Source organism: Streptomyces tsukubensis, from assembly GCF_003932715.1.
Classification (GTDB): Bacteria; Actinomycetota; Actinomycetes; order Streptomycetales; family Streptomycetaceae; genus Streptomyces; species Streptomyces tsukubensis.
This window is the reverse complement of sequence record NZ_CP020700.1, coordinates 5,613,557-5,629,682: the sequence shown is the minus strand read 5'-3', so window position 1 is coordinate 5,629,682 and position 16,126 is coordinate 5,613,557. Positions and strand designations below refer to the sequence as shown.

General features: G+C 69.2%; 15 protein-coding genes. 3 read left to right on the top strand and 12 right to left on the bottom strand.

Going from position 1 to position 16,126, the window contains the following annotated elements; all coding sequences use genetic code 11:
• The first annotated feature begins 54 nt into the window (after positions 1-54).
• From B7R87_RS23350 to B7R87_RS23340, 3 genes are all read left to right on the top strand, one after another.
• Positions 55-1,284 (top strand): sensor histidine kinase, encoded by a 1,230-nt coding sequence (locus tag B7R87_RS23350; RefSeq protein WP_006346587.1) that lies wholly within the window; start codon positions 55-57, stop codon positions 1,282-1,284.
• Complete coding sequence (locus B7R87_RS23345; RefSeq protein WP_006346588.1) at positions 1,281-1,961, top strand: response regulator; 681 nt, start codon at positions 1,281-1,283, stop codon at positions 1,959-1,961. The genes B7R87_RS23350 and B7R87_RS23345 overlap by 4 nt, the downstream gene beginning before the upstream one ends.
• A gap of 304 nt (positions 1,962-2,265) precedes the next feature.
• Positions 2,266-4,014, top strand: coding sequence for a glycoside hydrolase family 18 chitinase (locus B7R87_RS23340; RefSeq protein WP_040914197.1), 1,749 nt, complete (start codon positions 2,266-2,268; stop codon positions 4,012-4,014).
• A gap of 379 nt (positions 4,015-4,393) precedes the next feature.
• Here the strand turns inward: B7R87_RS23340 and B7R87_RS23335 are convergent, their stop codons facing one another.
• The 12 genes from B7R87_RS23335 to B7R87_RS23280 form a co-directional block, all read right to left on the bottom strand.
• The gene (locus B7R87_RS23335; RefSeq protein ID WP_006346590.1) at positions 4,394-4,855 is read right to left on the bottom strand and encodes a DUF2550 domain-containing protein; all 462 of its coding nucleotides are present in this window, start codon (positions 4,853-4,855) and stop codon (positions 4,394-4,396) included.
• 157 nt (positions 4,856-5,012) lie between these two features.
• Positions 5,013-5,396, bottom strand: a complete 384-nt coding sequence (locus B7R87_RS23330; protein ID WP_006346591.1) for a F0F1 ATP synthase subunit epsilon — start codon at positions 5,394-5,396, stop codon at positions 5,013-5,015.
• 179 nt (positions 5,397-5,575) lie between these two features.
• On the bottom strand, positions 5,576-7,018 hold the full coding sequence (gene atpD / locus B7R87_RS23325) for a F0F1 ATP synthase subunit beta (RefSeq protein WP_006346592.1): 1,443 nt from the start codon (positions 7,016-7,018) through the stop codon (positions 5,576-5,578).
• Entirely contained in the window at positions 7,018-7,935 is a 918-nt protein-coding gene (locus B7R87_RS23320) for a F0F1 ATP synthase subunit gamma (protein ID WP_006346593.1), read from the bottom strand. Before B7R87_RS23320 ends, atpD begins: the two co-directional genes overlap by 1 nt.
• Positions 7,936-7,955: 20 nt before the next feature.
• Positions 7,956-9,554 (bottom strand): F0F1 ATP synthase subunit alpha, encoded by a 1,599-nt coding sequence (gene atpA, locus B7R87_RS23315; protein WP_006346594.1) that lies wholly within the window; start codon positions 9,552-9,554, stop codon positions 7,956-7,958.
• A 152-nt stretch (positions 9,555-9,706) separates the two neighbouring features.
• Positions 9,707-10,522, bottom strand: coding sequence for a F0F1 ATP synthase subunit delta (locus B7R87_RS23310; RefSeq protein WP_006346595.1), 816 nt, complete (start codon positions 10,520-10,522; stop codon positions 9,707-9,709).
• Complete coding sequence (locus B7R87_RS23305; RefSeq protein WP_130584820.1) at positions 10,519-11,085, bottom strand: F0F1 ATP synthase subunit B; 567 nt, start codon at positions 11,083-11,085, stop codon at positions 10,519-10,521. The genes B7R87_RS23310 and B7R87_RS23305 overlap by 4 nt, the downstream gene beginning before the upstream one ends.
• 44 nt (positions 11,086-11,129) lie before the next feature.
• Positions 11,130-11,360, bottom strand: a complete 231-nt coding sequence (atpE, locus tag B7R87_RS23300) for an ATP synthase F0 subunit C (protein ID WP_006346597.1) — start codon at positions 11,358-11,360, stop codon at positions 11,130-11,132.
• An 87-nt stretch (positions 11,361-11,447) separates the two neighbouring features.
• Entirely contained in the window at positions 11,448-12,260 is an 813-nt protein-coding gene (gene atpB / locus B7R87_RS23295) for a F0F1 ATP synthase subunit A (RefSeq protein WP_040914195.1), read from the bottom strand.
• 225 nt (positions 12,261-12,485) lie between these two features.
• Positions 12,486-12,923, bottom strand: a complete 438-nt coding sequence (locus B7R87_RS23290; RefSeq protein ID WP_006346599.1) for a hypothetical protein — start codon at positions 12,921-12,923, stop codon at positions 12,486-12,488.
• Between the two features lie 264 nt (positions 12,924-13,187).
• A complete protein-coding gene (locus tag B7R87_RS23285; protein ID WP_040914196.1) occupies positions 13,188-14,555 on the bottom strand; it encodes an MraY family glycosyltransferase in 1,368 nt (455 codons plus the stop codon).
• Between the two features lie 106 nt (positions 14,556-14,661).
• On the bottom strand, positions 14,662-15,939 hold the full coding sequence (locus B7R87_RS23280) for a serine hydroxymethyltransferase (protein WP_006346601.1): 1,278 nt from the start codon (positions 15,937-15,939) through the stop codon (positions 14,662-14,664).
• Positions 15,940-16,126: the final 187 nt, after the last annotated feature.

Genomic DNA, 16,126 nt, shown 5'->3' with positions numbered 1-16,126 from the left:
CCGTTCCCACGCGCTGACGACGCCCGCGGCGGCCGAGCCGTGTTTGATGGGAACGTGAGCTTCCCCCGTCCCCATCGCGACGACGTCCTCATCGCCGCTGCCGCCCTCGTCGGCGGCGTACTGATCTGGTCCCTCGGGCTCTATATGCAGCGCCCGGACACCAGCCCCACACCGCCGTGGGCCGCGCTGGTACCGCTCGTGGTCATCTGCTGCCAGGCGGCCTTCCGCCGCACCCGGCCGATGACCACCCTGCTGGTCGGCTGTCTGGCACTGATCGGGGATCTGTTCACGGTCGGCTCGCTGATCACGATCGTCGTCTTCACGGACGCGGTGTACTCGGCCGTGGTCTACGGCCCGGCCAGGTTCACCCGCCATCTCCCGAAGATCACCGGTGTGCTGACCGTCGTCGTGACGGGTGTCCTGCTCGCGGTGCTCCGGGCGGCGGAGTCCCTGCTGCTGGGCATCGTCTTCGGGCTGATCACCTTCGCTCCGGCGGCCACCGGCGCGATCGTCCGCAACCACCGCGAGGCGGCGGACGCGGCCAGGCTGCGGGCCGAGCAGACCGCTCTGCTGGCCGAGATGGACCGGGCCCAGGCGGTCACCGCCGAACGCTCCCGGATGGCGCGGGAACTCCACGACCTGGTCGCCAACCACCTCTCGGCGATCGCGATCCACTCCACGGCAGCGCTCTCCCTCGACGATCCCAAGACCACCCGCGGCGCGCTGGAAGTCATCCGCGAGAACAGCGTCGAAGGGCTGGCCGAGATGCGGCGGCTGATCGGGCTGCTCCGGGACAACAGCGACGACCGGGAGCCCGCCGCCCGCCCGTCGCTCTCCGGGATCGACTCCCTGGTGGCCCAGGCCAGGACCAACGGCGCAGCCAGCGGGATCGACGTGGTCCTCGACGACCGGCGGCCCGGCGGGGACGGGGAAGGACCGGGGGCGGCCGCACTGCCCGCCCCGGTCGAGCAGGCGGCGTACCGCATCGTGCAGGAATCGCTGACGAACGCGTTGAAGCACGCGGCCCCCGGCCTGGTGAACATCGTCCTCGAACACACCGCGGGCCGGCGGCTGACCGTGGTCGTGACCAGCCCGTACGGCCCCCGGTCCGGCCCCCGGGCACCGGGGTCCGGCGCCGGTCTGGTGGGGATGCGGGAGCGGGCCGTACTCCTCGGCGGGGAGTTCGAAGCGGGCCCGGAACCGGGCCCCGCGGACGGACCGGAGAAGATCTGGCGGGTACGGGCCGCCCTGCCCGTACGCGACGACAAGGAGCCCGAAGCATGACCCCGGCAGACGACGGCACCACGACGACACCCGTCCGGGTCCTGGTGGCGGAGGACCAGAGCGCGGTCCGCGCCGGCCTGGTGCTCATCCTGGGCAGCGCACCGGACATCCAGGTGGTCGGCGAGGCCGCCGACGGCGAGGAGGCGGTACGGCTCGCCCGCGAGCTGCGCCCCGATCTGGTGCTGATGGACGTCCAGATGCCCCGGCTCGACGGGGTGTCGGCCACCCGTCAGGTGGTCGCCGAGGGGCTCGCGGACGTACTCGTGCTGACCACCTTCGACCTCGACGAGTACGTCTTCGGCTCCCTGCGGGCGGGCGCGTCCGGCTTTCTGCTGAAGGACACCGAAGCCCGCGATCTGCTGGAGGCGGTCCGGACGGTGGCCCGCGGGGAGGGGCTCATCGCCCCCGCTGTGACCCGGAGACTGATTGCGGAATTCGCCACTCCGCGGCCGGTTCGCGCCCCCGGCGGACCCGATCCGGCCCTCCTCGACGCCCTTACGCGCCGTGAACGGGAGGTGCTGTCGTGTCTGGGCGAGGGCCTGTCGAACGCCGAGATCGCCGAACGGCTGCGGATGGCGGAAGCCACGGTCAAGACCCATGTGAGCAGGCTGCTCGGGAAACTGGAGCTGCGCAGCCGGGTCCAGGCGGCCGTCCTGGCACAGGAACTCGGCATCTGACGGACCGTCCCGCTGTGGCCTGAACCGAGCGGTTGGACGGGGCAGTTCGGGGGCACCTCACTATGGTCTGGACCTATTGACGATTGGTCCAGACCTTCTTACTCTCACCGGAACACACGCTGCGGTGAGCCTCGCAGAGTGCGCAGTGCACGGTTCCACCCTGGTCCCACCCCCACTGTCCGGACCTCCTCAAGGAGCACCCGTGAGCACTCAACCCCCACCTCTGCACGTCCCCAGAGCCCGATGGTCACTCAGATCAAGGGTGACCGCGGTCCTGGCCGCACTGGTGATCCCGATGGCCGCGATGGTCGGCCTCGCATCACCCGCCCAGGCCGCGACCTCGGCCACTGCCACCTACGCCAAGGGCTCCGACTGGGGCGGCGGCTTCGAGGGCAAGTGGACGGTCAAGAACACCGGCACCACCACCATCAGCAGCTGGACCGTCGAGTGGGACTTTCCCGCCGGCACGCGGGTCACCTCCTCCTGGGACGCCGACGTGACCAACGTCGGCAACCGCTGGACCGCCAAGAGCAAGTCCTGGGCCGCCGCGCTGGCTCCCGGCGCGAGCACCACCTTCGGCTTCAACGGCACCGGCCCGGGCGCGCCGTCCAACTGTAAGATCAACGGCGCCAACTGCGAAGGCGGTCCCACGGACCCGCTGCCCAGCGCCCCGGGCACCCCGGCTTCCAGCAATGTGACGGAGACCTCGGCCGTCATCACCTGGACCGCGGCCACCGACAACACGGGCATCAAGAACTACGACCTCCTCCGTGACGGCCTGAAGATCGCTACCGTCACCGGGCTGACGTACACCGACAACACCCTGGTGAAGGGCACCGAGTACAGCTACTCGGTCCAGGCCCGGGACACCATCGACCAGCTCGGCCCGGTCAGCGGCGTCCACACCTTCACCACCCCCGGCGGCGGCGGCCCCGGCGGCAACAAGATCAAGATGGGGTACTTCACCAACTGGGGCGTCTACGGCCGCAACTACCACGTGAAGAACCTGGTGACCTCCGGCTCCGCGGCCAAGATCACCCACATCAACTACGCCTTCGGCAACGTCCAGAACGGCCGCTGCACCATCGGTGACGCCTACTCCGACTACGAGCGCGCCTACACCGCCGACCTCTCCGTCGACGGCGTCGCCGACACCTGGGACCAGCCCCTGCGCGGCAGCTTCAACCAGCTCCGGAAGCTGAAGCAGCAGTTCCCGCACATCAAGGTCCTCTTCTCCTTCGGCGGCTGGACCTGGTCCGGCGGCTTCGGCCAGGCCATGCAGAACCCGGCGGCCTTCGCCCAGTCCTGCTACGACCTGGTGGAGGACCCGCGCTGGGCCGACGTCTTCGACGGTATCGACCTGGACTGGGAGTACCCCAACGCCTGCGGTCTGACCTGCGACACCAGCGGCCCCGCCGTCATGAAGAACATGGCGCAGGCCTTCCGCACCAAGTTCGGCCCGAACTACCTGGTCACGGCCGCGATCACCGCCGACAGCAAGACCGGCGGCAAGATCGACGCCGCCGACTACGGCGGGGCGGCGCAGTACCTCAACTGGTACAACGTCATGACGTACGACTTCTTCGGTGCCTGGAACGCCCAGGGCCCGACCGCCATGCACTCCCCGCTCACCACGTACAACCCGATCCCGGACCCGGCCTGGACCTCGGCCAACGCCATCGCCAAGCTCAAGGCGAAGAACGTGCCGGCGAACAAGCTGCTCCTCGGCGTCGGCTTCTACGGCCGCGGCTGGACCGGCGTCACCCAGACGCTCCCGGGCGGCACGGCCACCGGACCGGCCCAGGGCACCTATGAGCCCGGCTTCGAGGACTACAAGGTCCTGAAGAACACCTGCCCGTCCAGCGGCACGCTCGGTGGCACCGGGTACGCCAAGTGCGGCAGCAACTGGTGGGGCTACGACACCCCGGCGAACATCGCCACCAAGATGACCTGGGCGAAGAACCAGGAGCTCGGCGGCGCGTTCTGGTGGGAGTTCAGCGGTGACACCAGCAACGGCGAAATGGTCACGGCGGTCCACAACGGCCTCCAGTAACCAGGGAGGGTCACGGCATCCGGTGACCCGCCCATGAGATGACGAAGGGGCCGGGGAGAAAGATCTCTCCCCGGCCCTTTTCGCATGCGCGGGCCCAGCGGATGACCGGTGCGGTCGGATGTCCGGCGGTGCGGTCCGTAGTCGCTGCGGTAGTCGGCCGCCCCCGCGCCCGTTGTGGCCGTTCGCGCAGTTCCGCCCCCTATGCCTTCGGCATGGGGGGACCCCCAGCGCCCCTGGGTGCTTGTGCCTCGGGCACCCCGGAGAGCGTCGCCGAGGTCATCCAAGGGCCTTGGAATCAGGTACCCGCGGTCCGGGGACGGGCAACCGGCGCACCTACTACGGAACGGGCCCGGAACACGCACCCCACAGCGGGAGACGGCTACGCGACGTTGACGCGCTGGCCGGGAGGCGCCGCCTCAAGCCAGGCCAGGAAGCCCGTCAGCGCGTCCTCGCTCATCGCGAGCTCCAGCCTGGTCCCCTCGTGCAGACAGCCCAGCACCACGGCGTCGGAGAGCAGTGCCAGCTCCTCCTCGCCCTCGGGCGTACGGCGGCCGACGACCTCGATCGCGGAGCGCTCCAGCACCCGGCGGGGCCGCGGCGCGTACGAGAAGACACGGAACCACATGATGCGGTCTCCGCTGTAGCGGGCGACCCCGTACACCCAGCCCTTGCCGGGCGGCAGCCCGGACTCCGCGGCATCGTCGGGGACGTCCCACCGCAGGGAGCAGTCGAAGGTCCCTCCGGAGCGCTGGATCAGCCGGCGGCGCAGTCCGAAGACGAACAGCCCGATCCCCACCAGTGCGACGACCGCCAGCACGCTCACCAGCACCACGAGGAACATCGCCACCGACCTCCTCGCCTCGTCGTCGTACCCAAACCCGGCCTCCGCCCCGTGCGGAGAAGGGGTCCCCTTCGCACCTGCATCGCCTCAGCCGCGGCCCGGTCTGGAGGATTCCAGTCCGAGCCGCGGCTGAGGTCTTGTTCGTACGGCGGGGCGCTCAGCGCACCGCCACCGCGCGCAGCCGGACGTCCGCACGGCGCTCGGCCGCCGCGTCCGAATCCGACTTGGCACGCTCCAGCGCACGCTCGGCACGCTGGGCGTCGATCTCGTCCGCCAGCTCGGCGATCTCCGCCAGCAGCGACAGCTTGTTGTCGGCGAAGGAGATGAATCCGCCGTGTACGGCGGCGACGACCGTCCCGGCACCCTCGGGGGTGCTGGTACGGATGGTCACCGGGCCCGACTCCAGCACACCGAGCAGCGGCTGGTGACCGGGCATGACGCCGATGTCGCCGGACGTGGTGCGCGCGACGACCAGGGTGGCCTCGCCGGACCAGACCTGGCGGTCGGCGGCGACCAGCTCGACATGCAGCTCAGCAGCCAAGGGTGGCTCCTCGGGTCACCACCCGGCGGCTTCGCCGGGTGTCGGTTCATCAGTCTAGTAGGGCACCGGACACGATCGTGCCGGGGCCCGCTCCGGCCCGGGGGCCGAAGGTGCGGGGGTTCGGGGGAAGCGGCGGGCGGGGGCACCCCGCCCGCCGCTTCCTCACCGGATCGCCGGCGTCAGGAGACGCCGAGCTCCTTGGCGTTCTTCTTGAGGTCCTCAAGACCACCGCACATGAAGAAGGCCTGCTCGGGGAAGTGGTCGTACTCGCCGTCGCAGATCGCGTTGAACGCGGCGATCGACTCGTCGAGCGGAACGTCCGAACCGTCCACACCGGTGAACTGCTTGGCGGCGTGGGTGTTCTGGGACAGGAAGCGCTCGACCCGGCGGGCACGGTGGACGACCAGCTTGTCCTCTTCGCCCAGCTCGTCGATGCCGAGGATGGCGATGATGTCCTGGAGGTCCTTGTACTTCTGGAGGATCCCCTTGACGCGCATCGCGGCCTCGTAGTGGTCCGCGGCGATGTACCGCGGGTCCAGGATCCGGGACGTGGAGTCCAGCGGGTCCACGGCCGGGTAGATGCCCTTCTCGGAGATCGGACGGGAGAGCACCGTCGTCGCGTCGAGGTGGGCGAAGGTGGTCGCCGGGGCCGGGTCGGTCAGGTCGTCCGCGGGGACGTAGATCGCCTGCATCGAGGTGATCGAGTGACCACGGGTCGAGGTGATGCGCTCCTGGAGGAGGCCCATCTCGTCCGCCAGGTTCGGCTGGTAACCCACCGCGGACGGCATACGGCCGAGCAGGGTGGACACCTCGGAACCGGCCTGGGTGAACCGGAAGATGTTGTCGATGAAGAAGAGCACGTCCTGCTTCTGCACATCGCGGAAGTACTCCGCCATGGTCAGACCGGCCAGGGCGACGCGCAGACGCGTCCCCGGGGGCTCGTCCATCTGGCCGAAGACCAGCGCCGTCTTGTCGAGGACGCCGGACTCCTCCATCTCGTCGATGAGGTCGTTGCCCTCACGGGTGCGCTCGCCGACGCCCGCGAAGACGGAGACGCCCTCGTGGAGGTTGGCGACACGCATGATCATTTCCTGGATCAGCACGGTCTTGCCGACACCGGCACCACCGAACAGACCGATCTTGCCGCCCTTGACGTACGGGGTCAGCAGGTCGACGACCTTCAGGCCGGTCTCGAACATCTCGGTCTTGGACTCAAGCTGGTCGAAGGCGGGGGCCTTGCGGTGGATCGCCCAGCGCTCACCGACGTTGGCGTTCTCCTCGGGGTGGTTCAGCACCTCGCCGAGGGTGTTGAACACCTTGCCCTTGGTGAAGTCGCCGACCGGGACCGTGATGCCCTTGCCCGTGTCGGTCACCGGGGCCTGGCGGACCAGACCGTCGGTGGGCTGCATGGAGATGGTGCGGACCACACCCTCACCGAGGTGCTGCGCAACCTCAAGGGTCAGCGTCTTGAGCGCGCCGTCCTGGGCCGGGTCGGCCACCTGGACGTGCAGCGCGTTGTAGATCTCGGGCATCGCGTCGACGGGGAACTCCACGTCGACGACCGGGCCGATGACCCGGGCGACGCGGCCCGTGGCAGCGGCCGTCTCAACAGAGGTCGTCATTACTTGTCACTCCCCGCGGTCGCGTCGGCCAGGGCGCTGGAGCCACCGACGATCTCGCTGATTTCCTGGGTGATTTCGGCCTGTCGGGCCGCGTTGGCAAGTCGGGAGAGCGTATTGATCAGCTCACCCGCGTTGTCGGTCGCCGACTTCATCGCGCGGCGGCGGGCCGCGTGCTCGGAGGCGGCGGACTGGAGCAGGGCGTTGTAGACCCGGCTCTCGACGTACCGCGGCAGCAGTGCGTCGAGGACGTCCTCCGCCGACGGCTCGAAGTCGAACAGCGGAAGGATCTCGGTCTTCCCGCCGGTCTCCTCCGCCGTCTCGCCGAGGCTGAGCGGCAGCATCCGGTTGTCCACCGGCGACTGCGTCATCATCGACACGAACTCCGTGAAGACGATGTACAGCTCGTCGACGCCGCCCTCGGCGGTGTCCTTCTGCACGGCCTCGATGAGCGCCGCGGAAACCTTCTTGGCGTCCGCGTACTCCGGGCTGTCCGTGAAGCCGGTCCACGAGTCCGCGACCTTGCGCTCACGGAACCCGTAGTAGGCGACACCCTTCCGGCCGACGATGAACGAGTCGACCTCCTTGCCCTCGCCGCGGAGCCGCTCGGTGAGCCGGTCGGCCGCCTTGATGGCGTTGGAGGAGTAACCGCCCGCCAGACCGCGGTCGCTCGTGATGAGCAGCACCGCGGCGCGGGTGGCGTTCTCCGCCTCGGTGGTCAGAGGGTGCTTGGTGTTCGATCCGGTCGCCACCGCCGTGACCGCGCGGGTCAGCTCGGTCGCGTACGGCGTGGAGGCCGCCACCTTGCGCTGTGCCTTGACAATGCGCGAGGCGGCGATCATCTCCATCGCCTTGGTGATCTTCTTCGTCGCGGAGACGGACCGGATGCGACGCTTGTAGACCCGGAGCTGCGCTCCCATGAGTCAGGTCCCTTCCGTCGTCACTTCGAGACGTTGACGGCGGCCGGGGCGTCCTCGCCGAGCAGCTTGCCGTCGTGGGTCTCGAACTGCTTCTTGAACGCGGCGATGGCGTCGGCGACCGCGGTCAGCGTGTCGTCCGACATCTTGGCGCCCTCGCGGATGGAGAGCATCAGACCGGACTCCTCGCGGTGGAGGTACTCCAGCAGCTCACGCTCGAAGCGGCGGATGTCCTGAACCGGGACGTCGTCCATCCTGCCGGTGGTACCGGCCCAGACGGAGACGACCTGGTCCTCGGTGCGCATCGGCTCGTACTGCGGCTGCTTCAGCAGCTCGACCATGCGCTTACCGCGCTCCAGGGAGGCCTTGGAGGCCGCGTCCAGGTCGGAACCGAAGGCGGCGAACGCCTCCAGCTCACGGAACTGGGCGAGGTCCACCCGGAGCCGGCCGGAGACCTGGCGCATCGCCTTGTGCTGGGCGGAGCCACCGACGCGGGAGACCGAGATACCGACGTTCAGGGCCGGGCGCTGACCGGCGTTGAACAGGTCGGACTCCAGGAAGCACTGGCCGTCGGTGATGGAGATGACGTTGGTCGGGATGAACGCCGAGACGTCGTTGGCCTTCGTCTCGACGATCGGCAGACCGGTCATCGAACCGGCGCCCATGCTGTCGGAGAGCTTGGCGCAGCGCTCCAGCAGACGCGAGTGCAGGTAGAAGACGTCGCCCGGGTAGGCCTCACGGCCCGGCGGGCGGCGCAGCAGCAGCGATACGGCGCGGTAGGCGTCGGCCTGCTTCGACAGGTCGTCGAAGATGATCAGGACGTGCTTGCCCTCGTACATCCACTGCTGACCGATGGCCGAGCCGGTGTAGGGCGCGAGGTACTTGAAGCCCGCCGGGTCGGACGCCGGGGCGGCGACGATGGTGGTGTACTCCAGGGCACCGGCCTCCTCCAGCGCGCCGCGCACGGACGCGATGGTGGAGCCCTTCTGGCCGATGGCGACGTAGATGCAGCGGACCTGCTTGTTCACGTCGCCCGAGCGCCAGTTGTCGCGCTGGTTGATGATGGTGTCGACGGCCAGGGCGGTCTTACCGGTCTGGCGGTCGCCGATGATCAGCTGGCGCTGGCCGCGGCCGATCGGCGTCATGGCGTCGACGGCCTTGTAGCCGGTCTCCATCGGCTCGTGGACCGACTTGCGCTCCATGACCGTGGGGGCCTGCAGCTCAAGGGCGCGGCGGCCCGAGGTCTCGATCTCGCCGAGGCCGTCGATCGGGTTGCCGAGCGGGTCGACGACCCGGCCGAGGTAGCCCTCGCCGACCGCGACCGACAGGACCTCGCCGGTACGGCTGACCGGCTGCCCCTCCTCGATACCGCTGAACTCACCGAGGACGATCGCGCCGATCTCGCGCTCTTCCAGGTTGAGCGCGAGGCCGAGGGTTCCGTCCTCGAACTTCAGCAGCTCGTTCGCCATGGCCGAGGGAAGACCCTCGATCTTCGCGATGCCGTCGCCGGCCACGCTGACCGTACCGACCTCCTCGCGCGAGGCCGCGTCCGGCTTGTACGACTGGACGAAGTTCTCCAGTGCGTCCCGGATCTCCTCCGGCCGGATCGTGAGCTCCGCCATCAGGTTCCCTGCTCTCCTTGTTGGGCCCGAAGTTTCTTTGGGGTCTGGGGGCGACCCCCAGGAATCTTCTGCAATCTCTGCACGGCCCAACCGGGCCGCTTTCTTGCCAATTCAGTTGTGCCGCCGCTCGGCGGCGGACGCGCGGGGGCGCGTCAGCCGGCCAGCCTGCGCTTCGCCTCGTCGAGGCGGTCGGCGATGGTGCCGTTGATGACCTCATCACCGACCCGGACCGAGATCCCGCCGATGACCGTGGGGTCCACCTCAAGGTTGAGGTGCATCTCACGGCCGTACAGCCGGGCCAGCCCGGTGCCCAGTCGCTGCTTCTGCGCGTCGCTGAGCGGTACCGCGGAGGTGACCACGGCCACCATCCGGTCCCGGCGGGCCGCAGCCAGCTTGGACAGGGAGTCGATTCCCTGTTCCAGGCTACGTCCCCGGGGCGCGGACACGAGACGGCCGACGAGTCGCTCGGTGGCGGGGTTCGCCCGGCCTTCGAGGAGACTCCTCAGCAGCTCGGCCCGGGCGGCCGGGTTCGCGGACTTGTCGGTCAGCGCGGACCGCAGCTGCGGGTTCGAGTCCACGATCCGGCCGAAGCGGAACAGCTCGTCCTCGACATCGTCGAGGTCGCCCGCCCGCTGGGCCGCGGTGAGGTCGGCGGTGTTCGCCAGCTCCTCCAGCGCGTCCACCAGGTCGCGCGAGCGCGACCAGCGGGAGCGGACCGCTCCGGAGACCAGATCGACGGCTTCGCCGCCCACCTGGCCGCTCAGCAGCCGTCCCGCCAGCTCGGCCTTGGCGTCGCCGCTCTGCGCCGGGTCGGTGAGGACCCGGCGCAGCGACACCTCGCGCTCGAGCAGAGCGGTGACGGCAGCCAGTTCGCCGGCGAGCTTCGCCGCGTCGGCCGACGTGTTGTCGGTCAGCGCGTCGAGGGACTCGCGAGCGGCGGACAGTGCCTCTCGGCTCGCTCCGTTCACCGGGAGACCTCCGCCTTCACCGTGGTCGTGGCGCCTGCCTCGAGTTCGTCGAGGAAGCGGTCGATCGTCCGGCTCTGCCGGGCGGAGTCCTCAAGGGACTCGCCGACGAGCCTGCTCGCCAGATCGGTCGCGAGCGTGCCCACGTCCTGGCGGAGCGCGGCGGCCGCGGCCTTGCGGTCGGCCTCGATCTGGCTGTGCCCCGCGGCGATGATCTCCTCGCGCTGGCGCCGGCCCTCGGACCGCATCTCCTGCACGATCGTGGCACCCTGCTCGGTCGCCTCCTGGCGGAGCCGGGCGGCTTCGTGACGAGCCTCGGCGAGCTGGGCCTTGTACTGCTCCAGCACGCTCTCGGCTTCGATCTTGGCCGCATCGGCCTTCTCGATGCCGCCTTCGATGGCCTCGCGACGCTCTTCCAGAGTCTTGTTGATATTCGGGAGGAGCTTCTTTGCGAGGAAGAAGAAGACGATCGCGAAGGCGATGGTGCCGATGATGAGCTCATCGGGGTGCGGGAGCAGCGGCGGCATCGGCTCCCCCGCGGCCGCGATGTTGATCAGGGCGCTCACATCAGTGCCTTCCGTGAAAAAGAGGTGGGCTGTCCGGACTCGTCCTAGTAGACGAAGCCCATGACGATGCCGATCAGGGCGAGCGCCTCACAGAAGGCGAAACCCATGATCTGGTTGGTGCGGATCAGGCCGGCCGCCTCGGGCTGACGGGCCAGGGCCTGGGTGCCGTTACCGAAGATGATGCCGACGCCGACGCCGGGGCCGATGGCGGCGAGGCCGTAACCGATGGCGGCGACGTTGCCTTCGACGGCGGCGAGGGTCTGGAGAGCGGACATGCCGGTTCTTCCTTCTCTTTCAAGGACCCGGTGGGGGTTGGCCACCGGACGATCTGGAGGGTTGCGCTGGAGGGAGGTCCGAGGCGATCAGTGGTGCTCGGAGAGCGCGCCCTGAATGTAGTTGGAGGCCAGGAGGACGAAGACGTACGCCTGGACGGCCTGGATGAACAGCTCGAAGACGATCATCACCATGACGAGGATGAACGAGGTTCCCGCGTAGAGGACGCCGATGCCGTTCAGCAGGTACCACGTCGCGACGGTGAACATCACGATCAGGAGGTGGCCCGCGAACATATTGGCAAAGAGCCGGACGGCGTGCGTGAACGGGCGGATGATCAGGTTCGAGAAGAACTCCAGCACCATGATCAGCGGCAGGATCGGCCCGAGGTCCTTGTTGTAGCCGAGGATGTTCTTCCAGCCACCGACGAAGCCGTGCTTCTTGAAGGTCAGCCCGACCCACAGGAAGTAGACGAGGAGGGCGAGCACCACCGGGTACGCGATGAGCGAGGTCACCGGGAACTGGGCGATCGGAATGATCGACCAGAGGTTCATGATCCAGATGAAGAAGAACAGCGAGACCATCAAGGGGACGTACTTCTCGCCCTCCTTCTTGCCGATGATCTCGTAGACGACGCCCTTGCGGACGAAGTCGTAGCCGGCTTCACCGATCATCTGGACCTTGCCGGGCACCAGCTTCGGCTTGTTGAAGGCCGCCCAGAAGAAGCCGACGACGACCAGCGTGCTCACGAAGGCGAGCAGCATGGGCTTGTTGAACTCGAAGCCACCGACCGTGAACAGAGGCTCGTACATGAACGTGTGGAGCCCAGGGGCGTTGAATCCACACCCGGTGAAGAGTTGACAGTCCGCCTCAAAGGCGAGCATCTGGGGGTCAGCACTCACCGCGGGCTCCTTCAGCGTGGCGCATAGGTACGGCAACCTCGTTGTGTCGGCGCGGCGCGAAGCCGCGGTTCGGCACGGGACTGGTGTATCGGATGGTGGGGCGGCGGGCGGGCCATGAGCCTCGCGGATGAGCGGGCGTCAGCTCGGATGCCCGCGCCCGCAGTGCCGCAGTTGGCACCGGACGATAGCAGGAACCCGAAACGCTCTTTATCGCGGCCCTACTCTTCACGTCGCGGACCCGGTCTTCGCGGCCGCGGGGGCCGTGGATTCCTCGGGTTCGACGTAGAGGATCTTGGCCTTGAGGTAGGCGCGGGCCTGCGCCGCGACCCAGACAATGGTCGCCACCAGCAGCGTCAGGGCGAAGACCTTCGAATCGAAGAGGGTCGTGTCCTTGAACGCCATCAGGAAGACGAAGAGCAGCAGCAACTGCGTGGTGTAGAGCAGGAAGCCCATGGCCTGGAACAGATGCGGATACTGCTTGGCCGTGCGCTGGAGCACCACCAGCCCCGCCCCCATGAAGAGGACGACCACCAGCGTGCCGATGGCAGCGCCGAGCGCACCCTTGCCGCCCGCGACAACGGCGCTGACGGCCACGGCGATCAAGCCGGTGACAGCGGTCGGTACGGCGGTGTGCAGAAGGGTGCGTGCGTCAATTGACGGCATGGCGGCATCTCCGCTTGCTGGTGGTGGCAGTGGTGTCGTCATGGACGAGCGTAAGCCGGGTCCGAGATTGGTCCTCGGGGACCGGAAGACCGTCGCACTACGGTCCTTCGGCACTGTCGCCGGTTCTCGTGAATCGTATCACAAGCTATTTGAGGAGACCTTTACCCGTTCGTGTGCCCACTCTCACACATGAGAGTGAATGCGCCCGTGTGTGCAGGGACTTGGGGGCAGGTTGTCTGCTAATGCGGCTGAACATGGCAAAAGTCACCCCGGGGTGCCGGCCTTCCGCCGCTCCGGAAGCCCCGGGTGCGCGCTGAGCGCGGTCGCCCCGTTGACCCCCTCGGGCAGCTTGGTCCTGGCCCCCTCCGCCCCGCTCTCCTCACCCGCACCGGACGCCTCGGCGTCCCCGCCTGCGTACGCATGCGCGGGCTCCGGCTCCGTCCCGGCGGCCGGCCGCTTGCGGCGGCGGTAGCGCGGCGGGACGAACGCCTCCATCCAGCGCGGCGCCCGCGGTGTGAACCGCGGCAGCAGAAGCAGCACCAGCCCCACCGCGCTCAGCCCGACGATCACCATGACGATCCACAGGGACGCCGAGTGCACCGAGTAGCCGACCACACCGAAGGCGAACACCGCCGACCAGAAGTACATGATCAGCACGGCGCGGCTGTGCGAGTGCCCGATCTCCAGCAGCCGGTGGTGCAGATGCCCCCGGTCGGCGGCGAACGGCGACTGCCCCTTCCAGGTCCGGCGGACGATGGCCAGCACCAGGTCGGCGACCGGGATGGCGATGATCGTCAGCGGCAGCAGCAGCGGGATGAAGACGGGCAGCATCGCGTGGGTGGTGTCGCGGGCGCTGCCGTCGTAGACGAAGATCCGCAGCGTGTCCGGGTCCACCTGGCCGGTGACCGAGATCGCGGAGGCGGCCAGCACCAGGCCGATCAGCATCGACCCCGAATCGCCCATGAAGATCCGCGCCGGATGCATATTGTGCGGCAGGAAGCCCAGGCACATGCCCATCAGGATCGCCGTGAACAGGGCGGCGGGGGCGGCGGCCTCGATCATGTTGCCGACCCACAGGCGGTACGAGTAGAGGAAGAACGCGGCGGCGGCGATGCAGACCATGCCGGCCGCGAGACCGTCGAGACCGTCGACGAAGTTGACCGCGTTGATGGTGATCACCACGATCGCCACCGTCAGCAGGGTGCCCTGCCAGGAGGTCAGCGAGACCGTGCCGACACCGGGCACCGGGATCCACAGGATCGTCAGACCCTGCATCACCATCACACCGGCGGCGATCATCTGCCCGCCGAGCTTGATCAGCGCGTCGATCTCGAACTTGTCGTCGAGGACCCCGATGATCCAGATCAGCGCGGCGCCGGAGAGCAGCGCCCGCGGTTCGTTCGACAGCTCGAAGACGCTGCCGAGATTCTGCAGATGGTCCGCGACCAGCAGCCCCGCGCAGAGCCCGAAGAACATGGCGATGCCGCCGAGCCGCGGCGTCGGTTCTCGGTGCACGTCGCGCGCGCGGACCTCCGGCATCGCTCCGGTCGCGATGGCGAACTTCCGCACCGGACCGGTCAGCAGATAGGTCACCGCGGCTGTGACACAGAGCGTCAGCAGATAATCACGCACGGGCTGCCCCACAGGAATCGCTGGCCATCTCAGCCACACACCCTAACCGCGGCGGCCGCATGGTGGAGGACTGGCGGGCGCCGCGGACGGTTGCACTCGGTCTCGGCTACCCCGGATACGGCGGAAATCTACCGGCCAGCTCGGCAGCTTCCGAACGCAAGGTCCGTACCGCGTCACCCTCGGCGTACAGGGCAGCGGCACAGAGCACCGCGATCCGGGCCATTTCCGCCTCCCCCATCCCCTGGGTGGTCACCGCGGCCGTTCCCAGCCGCAGCCCGCGCCCCTCTCCGTACGGGAGGGCACAGGTGTCCGGGACCAGCCCGCAGGCCGCCAGACGGCCGCGTGCCGTCCTCCCGTCCACACCGAGGGGTTCCGGGTCCACCACGATCAGATGGGTGTCCGTACCGCCCGTCAGGACCGTGAAGCCCTCCGCTTCGAGACCGGCGGCCAGCACCCGGGCGTTGGCCACCACCCGATGGGCGTACGCGGCGAACGCGGGGGCCGCCGCCTCGCCGAACGCCACCGCCTTCGCCGCGATGGTGTTCATCTGCGCCCCGCCCTGGGTGAACGGGAACACCGCCCGGTCGATCCGGCCGGCCGTCTCCTCGCCGCAGAGGATCATCCCGCCGCGCGGCCCCCGCAGCACCTTGTGGGTGGTGGCGCAGACGACGTCCGCGTACGGCACCGGGCTCGGCGCGGCCCCGCCCGCGATCAGCCCCATCGGATGCCCGGCGTCCGCGATCAGCACCGCGCCCGTCTCGTCCGCGATCTCCCGGAAGAGCGCGTAGTCGGGATGGCGGGGGTACGAGATCGAGCCGCAGACGATCGCCTTCGGTCCGCGCGCCCGGGCCAGGCTGCGGACCTCGCCGTAGTCGATCAGCCCGGTGTCCGGGTCGAGCCCGTAGCCCACGAAGTCGAACCAGCGCCCGGAGAAGTTCGCCGGGGAGCCGTGGGTGAGGTGTCCGCCGTACGACAGCCCCATCGCCAGGACCGTGTCCCCGGGCCGCAGCAGTGCCGCGTACGCCGCCAGCACGGCCGAGGAGCCCGAATGCGGCTGGACATTGGCGTGCTCGGCGCCGAACAGCGCCCTGGCCCGGTCCACGGCGATCCGCTCGGCCGCGTCGACGATCTCGCAGCCGCCGTGGTGGCGGGCCCCCGGATAGCCCTCCGCGTACTTGTTGACCAGCGGGGAGCCGAGGGCGGCCAGTACCGCCGGTGAGGTGAAGTTCTCCGCGGCGATCAGCTGGACCGTCCCGGTCTGCCGGGCCGTCTCCCCCGCGATCACCTCGGCGATCTCCGGGTCCTGCCGTTGCAGCAGTTCCGGGTCGGCGGCATAGCGGACGGCGCTTCTCGCGGCGCTCGCGCGTGCGGTGCGGACGGGCATGGCGTGCTCCGGTCCTCGCGTTTCGGTGCGTTTTCACTCTAGGCCGCGGCTGCCCGCGGCGCGCGCGAGCGGCGGTACGGGCGTCGGCACCGGGGGCGGGGCGCGGGGCGGTCGTCGCGGCGGTACGGAGACGGCTGCGGCCGTCGCCACCGGAGGGCCCGGAGCGGGGCGCGGAAGCGGTCGTACG

Bases quoted from the DNA above. Each gene is read 5' to 3' on its own strand.
- B7R87_RS23345 (WP_006346588.1), top strand. From the start codon at position 1,281: ATGACCCCGGCAGACGACGGCACCACGACGACACCCGTCCGGGTCCTG.
- B7R87_RS23340 (WP_040914197.1), top strand. From the start codon at position 2,266: ATGGTCGGCCTCGCATCACCCGCCCAGGCCGCGACCTCGGCCACTGCC.
- B7R87_RS23335 (WP_006346590.1), bottom strand. From the start codon at position 4,855: ATGTTCCTCGTGGTGCTGGTGAGCGTGCTGGCGGTCGTCGCACTGGTG.
- atpD (WP_006346592.1), bottom strand. From the start codon at position 7,018: ATGACGACCTCTGTTGAGACGGCCGCTGCCACGGGCCGCGTCGCCCGG.
- B7R87_RS23320 (WP_006346593.1), bottom strand. From the start codon at position 7,935: ATGGGAGCGCAGCTCCGGGTCTACAAGCGTCGCATCCGGTCCGTCTCC.
- atpA (WP_006346594.1), bottom strand. From the start codon at position 9,554: ATGGCGGAGCTCACGATCCGGCCGGAGGAGATCCGGGACGCACTGGAG.
- atpE (WP_006346597.1), bottom strand. From the start codon at position 11,360: ATGTCCGCTCTCCAGACCCTCGCCGCCGTCGAAGGCAACGTCGCCGCC.
- B7R87_RS23290 (WP_006346599.1), bottom strand. From the start codon at position 12,923: ATGCCGTCAATTGACGCACGCACCCTTCTGCACACCGCCGTACCGACC.
- B7R87_RS23280 (WP_006346601.1), bottom strand. From the start codon at position 15,939: ATGCCCGTCCGCACCGCACGCGCGAGCGCCGCGAGAAGCGCCGTCCGC.